This is a genomic window from Bacteroides sp. AM07-18, assembly GCF_003602695.1.
Taxonomy (GTDB): domain Bacteria; phylum Bacteroidota; class Bacteroidia; order Bacteroidales; family Bacteroidaceae; genus Bacteroides; species Bacteroides uniformis.
Genome location: NZ_QTLM01000034.1, coordinates 1 through 5,787, shown reverse-complemented (window position 1 = coordinate 5,787; position 5,787 = coordinate 1). Strand labels below are relative to the sequence as shown.

Sequence of the window (5,787 nt, the reverse complement as noted above, 5' to 3'; positions counted from 1 at the left end):
TTTTCAATTATGAACAAGAAGTTTCTAAGTGTAATCCTGTTCAGTGCCTTAATGGTTGGTACTGCAGGAACGTTTACGTCTTGTAAGGACTACGATGACGACATCGATCAGATCAATAAGGAACTGACCGACATCAAGTCTCAAGTAGCTGCCTTACAGAATGCTGTGGACAATGGTAAATGGATCACCAGTGTAACATCGTCTGCGGATGGTCTGGTTATTACCATGAATGACGGTAGTACCCACAAAGTAACTAACGGTAAGGACGGTCAGAATGGCGCTCAGGGCGAACCGGGTGTAGCTGGTGATAAAGTTGTAATCGACAAGACTACGGGCGCTATCACTATCAATGATGAACCTACAGGATTCTATGCTGCAAAGAATGCCGAAACCGGCAAGTTTGCAGTTCCTGAAATTGGCGAAGACGGTTTCTGGTATGTAGTAAACAAAGAAGGTAAGCTGGAGAAAACTCCGTATCTGGCATCCCCGATTAGCGCAGTTCAAGACCCGACCACTGAAGTTTGGACCTTGAAAGTATGGGATTCTGCTACGCAGAAATATCAAGAAATCAAATTGCCGACTGCTGCTTCATTGCTGAGCGATTTGATTTTGATTGATGGTAAGCAGGATTTGACTTTCAAGAAATTCACATATACGGGTGAAGTTGCTATCAAAGATTGGAAAGGTCCTCGCACTCTACCTGCAGACAAGACCGAGACAGTAAATATTATTGCTTCTGTAGCAACTCCGGTTATTCAGCTCAATCCGACAAACATTGATGGTAAGGAGTTGACTTACTCATTGATTGATAGTAAGAATAACGTTCCCAGCCAAGTGGAATTGACTGCTACAGATTACAAAGAGCTGATTACGTTGACAAGAGCTGCAAATACCAATGGATTGTATGAATTATCAATGAATGAAACTTTTGTATCAGCAAATGCTGTTAATGCGTTCTTAGCACAATTCAAAGACGAAAACAACGCGTATAAAGGCTACGCCGTGGTTTCAGGCAATGCACGTTCTGAATATCAATTGAAAGTTGCAGAGCATACTGACGCTATTGAATTGACTAAGCTTGCTATCGCGGATGCGGCAAAAGCCAAAGTGAAAATAAGCAATAGTGACGATTTTAATATTGGTAGTACTTATGGCTCAAATGCAGGTACTCCAGCCGGTAAAATCAATGCTAACGAATGGTATTATGTTAGCGGCATCGAAGAAGCTGCATTATATGATATGCATCTTTCTGTAGACAATGATGCTAAAACTCTGTTCGGTATTGAAATCGAAGAAGTAGCCGGTGAATATAAATTCAGATCGACTAAGACTCCTGACAACATTACCAAGGCCGGTTTTGCATTGTCGATTGAAACAATTGATAACACAGGTGCCAAGAAAACTACTACAGTATGGTTAGGTCAAAGCAGCACAATCTCTGCTGAGGTTACTTACAATGTTAATTATCTGTTGAAGGCTGAAACGGCCACCAAAAACTATTTCTCAATCGACCTGGCTGAAATGAGAAATAAATTGGGCGAACAAGGTACTGCATTGTGGAATACAAGCGTTAAATTGAGCAAGACTACAATTGTAGTTAAAGCAGGTGACAAGACTATTGTTCCCGCCGAAACTACTCTTACTGCTTTAAATTCGACTTATGGTATCAATCCCGTATTCACTACAGAAGTTAAGGATAATGCCACAGCTGTAACTACCGATAAGGATGCAAAATTCGTGGCATTCCAAATTAACAATGCTACTGCCGGTACGCAGTTCAAAGTTAATACACAGTATAATGCAGTCATTACATTCATGAATAGCACTGGCGATGTATTGAATACGATTAACGTTAATTTCACATTTACTATTCCTGCTATCACTTCATTATTTGAAATTGATCCGGGATTCGTGAAAGAAGGTATTGCTAACTGCTATCTGTATGCAGACGACTTCAAGAAAGTAAATACTGCTGCTGGTGCTGCTACATTTGATTTGAACCGCATCTTCAAGAAATATCAGAAGACCGGATTTACTGTTACATTGGACAACAAAACCGTTGTAACTGATAATAAGAAATCTAATGAATTGGCAAATGTTGCTGGTAACGGTAACTTCACTGACAACACTTATGTAACATTAATCGGTGGCTTAGGACAAGAAAAGGGTTACAACCAAACATTGAACTATAGCATTTCTGGTAAGTTTGCTAATGCTTGGGAGTATCCTGCAACTGAAGCATTCACATTCAAAGCTAAGATTATGAGCCCGATTGAACAAGGTAAGGTTACTCCAAAGAGTGGCAGCAAGATTGTTATCAAAGCTACCGACTTGAATGGCTACAAACTTGGAAATGCCGTTGTGACTGGTTACACTTACAATACCGGTGTTTCTTATAAGGTATTGCCTGATAAGGTTGACGGTACTAACCTTGCATGGACACGTAATGACATCCAAACTGTAACAGCCAAGTCTGGTAACGAACTTTACTTCAAGCTTCAATCAGATACACCATCTCCTGCTACAAGTAAAGCAGAAGGTTACTTCACTTTGGAAGGCCAGCAAGTTGCTAGTACAGTTGATACTAACATTGAAATTACAGTAAAAGATATTTGGAACCGTACAAAAGCCAATACAGTTCCTGTTCAGATAACTGTTGATGAATAATAGAATCACTATTAATATAATAGTATAACTTTTAAGTAGGGAAAGACCTCTCTTTAAAAAGAGAAAGTTCTTTCCCTACTTTTTTATCCACTCTTCTTTATTTACCAATACTATACTAGCATAGCACTTACTTATATCATATCTATCAGTTTCTCTTTGACAATTTCATAACCCGCAAGCGGATTAAAAGGCTCATTGGGATGAAGGAGCAGTTGGGTGTCTCCCCGAAAATCCGGGTCTGCCATTTTTTCCTCCATATTAGCGATGATAACATCGCATAAGTTCATCCACATCAACCTCTGTTTTTGTCAGCGCCACATATAGATCAAATAAATCACGTCCTTTCTTGCGTTGATACAAAGCTCTCAATTTAGTGCCCAAGAGTTCATTAAGCTGATAGGTCGTGATTCCACATCTTCCCGTAAGCCTGCTGTTTTCAACGACGAATGGAATTTTCACCAGTCCGAGTTCATTGAAATGCTCAAAGCAGTTTATTTCAATTTTCAATCGTATTTGGATGACAGGCGGAAACTCAGATTCCATTCTGAACAGCATCGTATTATTGTAACGTTTCTGTTTGGTAACGCGGTCCGGCAAAAAGCTTAACACTTTTCCCAATCTAAACATAATGGGGTTTGATTGCTCCCGGATTAATTTGTACTAAATCAATGTCTTCACTGTAGCGTAGCTGAGGATATAAAAGAAGCTCTGTTAATCATATGTCATCAATATCTATATTTGTATTTGCTTTTATTTTCCAGCGCGTATTTTTCTCCCGAATACCCGTACCATGACGCGTACTGAGAAATACATATTTGAATGTTTTTGTACATTTGCACAATAGGTCATATAAATCATCAGCTTGCTTCCCTTCCTGCAGTACCACATCCAGAATAAACCCAAGCCGTTGAATTACCGCTAAGGAGGTATATGAGAACAAAGAATCCGAAGTGTCTGAAAAGTGTATCAACTCAGACAGTTCTTCCAATATAGTTGCAGCACGTGATAAACCACCGATATGCTGTTCATGCACGAGGTCCACAACTGTCAATTGCGCATTAGAGTAATATATACTTGTTTCGGAATTTTTCGTCAAAAGGAATTCAAAAGGTATCTCTTTTCTGTAATTCCAAGCCAATAGAAACCTGTCATCCCGGTTTTCTTGCCGCCCAAGATACTTATTATGTCGGATACATCAAAGGTGTCGGACACATTTATCAGCAGACCGTCATCGATACTTACTCCAAAATCAGGAAACAATGAAACCGAATGAGGCTGATAAAACTTCATTCGGTTGTGAGAGTGAAAAAAGTTGCGTAACTTCGCAACAAACAGCTGACAGTTTTTTTTGTCCGATAATAAACCAACTGTCAGAACAAGTCTTGACTATTACACGTTATTAAACAACTTCCCAGTACCCCGATGTTCTACTGCCAATCCGAGTTATCAGCCCCTCCCGTTTAAGCAGCGCTATTCTATTTTTTATTGTTCTCTCAGAAAGTTTTAGCACTTCACTCAACTGTCCAATGGTTATATATGGATCTTGTATAATTGCTTCCAATGTACTTTGGGCAATCTTTGGGCAATCTTTGGGCAATCTTTGGGCAACATTAGTTTCATCCTGCCCCATATTACTCAGTGATGTTCCGGTATCGTCCTTCATTCTGACTACATTGCCGCATCCTTCATGTACGGGTATGAACATGAGGAAGTAACTGCGTTCCTCATCGGTTTCGATAGAAGCACGTGGTGAACCGTTTTTAGCCAACTCATCTTGTATTGTAGGAATTCCAGTGCAGCGACCTTCTGTCAAGTCCAGTTCTTTCAAGAAATCGCCCAGGCGATTATTCCTATATCGACGTGAATGAAGACTTTTACATTCTCGCAAAGCTTCGTTTGATATAGAGCGGTCCGGTCCTGAAAGGCTTAATATTCTTATCCCTTCCGGTTCTACGGTTATCTCCACTTCTTGCTGTTCCTGATAATCGCGATGATACATCGCATTGACAACACTCTCCTCAAGTGCCTGATACGGATAATTGAACCACCGTTCCGACCGCATCCTATCTTTCGGTTTCGAGACATATTCTGTTATGACAACGTCTTTTAAATATTGCATCGCTCCTCTAATGATTGTTGGAACAGAGCCTTTGAACGTCTTTTCTGAAAAGCGGTTGGGGTTCTGTATCTTACCTTCAGGGAAAACCACAATGGATATTTGTGTATATGGAAAGAACTTTTCGGGGTGGTTACTAAACATCATGGCAGCCACGTTCTTTATCATCCGATTCTCTGTAGGTCCAATCAGCAAGTCCAGCCGTTCAAGCAGATCCATTGTGTCAAGGTGTTTCAATTCACCCACCATTCGACTTCTTACCTCTTGCAGATACTCACGAATCAATACATAATCAATATCCTCTTCTTTGATATCAGGATTGCCACGCCCATCAAAAGGCACACGGCTTGCCATATCCCGCAATTCATCGAGTACCTCACCTTTAGCAACAATACTACTCGTACCAGAACGTATATAAAAAGCTTCTCGCTTATCATTGCCATTCGTCACATCCATACGGATTGAATACGGACGATTGACACCTGTAGGTGCCCATATTACTACAAGGTTTCTTCCATCCACTTCTTCAACAGAAATGCGTGGCAGATAATATGGGGCAAACAGATTATTGAAACCCACCATCTGCAGCTGTATCTTATCCAACTGTTCAGTCGGCACACCGGCAACAGGACGTTTGGGCATACCGTTTTCTTCTTCTACACCTACAATGATATAACCTCCCCCAAGATTATCCAAATCATTGGCAAAAGCACAAATAGTATGGTATATACTCGCAGGATTCCAACCTTTTTTGAACTCCACCCGATTACTTTCCACTTTATTACGATGCAGCAGGTCTTCTATGTTTATTGGCAGTGACATATAGTGTTCAATTATTTAATTCCACCAATGAGTATAGTCAGTATGGTGTATTCGTATTGCAATTTTCAATGCGAAGTTTCTCGCAAATATAAGAAATATATTCGTCTCCCTTATATTCATCTAATTTATTTATATTGCAGAATAAACCTTTTATAAATAAATTGGAAATGAATAGAAATGAA

3 protein-coding genes and 2 pseudogenes are annotated in these 5,787 nt (G+C 40.0%); 2 read left to right on the top strand and 3 right to left on the bottom strand.

Annotated elements, in window-relative coordinates:
* Positions 1–9 precede the first annotated feature (9 nt).
* Positions 10–2,667 (top strand): PL29 family lyase N-terminal domain-containing protein, encoded by a 2,658-nt coding sequence (locus DW096_RS19010; RefSeq protein WP_117963044.1) that lies wholly within the window; start codon positions 10–12, stop codon positions 2,665–2,667.
* Positions 2,668–2,798: 131 nt separating this feature from the next.
* Here DW096_RS19010 and DW096_RS19005 read toward each other — a convergent pair.
* Together DW096_RS19005 and DW096_RS19000 are read right to left on the bottom strand one after the other, a co-directional pair.
* A pseudogene (locus DW096_RS19005) lies at positions 2,799–3,382 on the bottom strand (nucleotidyl transferase AbiEii/AbiGii toxin family protein); the annotation flags it as partial.
* A complete protein-coding gene (locus DW096_RS19000) occupies positions 3,383–3,805 on the bottom strand; it encodes a type IV toxin-antitoxin system AbiEi family antitoxin (RefSeq protein ID WP_227212974.1) in 423 nt (140 codons plus the stop codon).
* Between DW096_RS19000 and DW096_RS18995 the strand changes: the two are divergent.
* Positions 3,805–3,918: pseudogene (locus tag DW096_RS18995) on the top strand (IS481 family transposase); the annotation flags it as partial. The gene DW096_RS19000 and the pseudogene DW096_RS18995 sit on opposite strands and share 1 nt — an antisense overlap.
* 148 nt (positions 3,919–4,066) lie before the next feature.
* Here the strand turns inward: DW096_RS18995 and DW096_RS18990 are convergent.
* Positions 4,067–5,605 (bottom strand): RNA-binding domain-containing protein, encoded by a 1,539-nt coding sequence (locus DW096_RS18990; protein WP_117963048.1) that lies wholly within the window; start codon positions 5,603–5,605, stop codon positions 4,067–4,069.
* Positions 5,606–5,787 lie beyond the last annotated feature (182 nt).

Bases quoted from the DNA above. Each gene is read 5' to 3' on its own strand.
- DW096_RS18990 (WP_117963048.1), bottom strand. From the start codon at position 5,605: ATGTCACTGCCAATAAACATAGAAGACCTGCTGCATCGTAATAAAGTG.
- DW096_RS19010 (WP_117963044.1), top strand. From the start codon at position 10: ATGAACAAGAAGTTTCTAAGTGTAATCCTGTTCAGTGCCTTAATGGTT.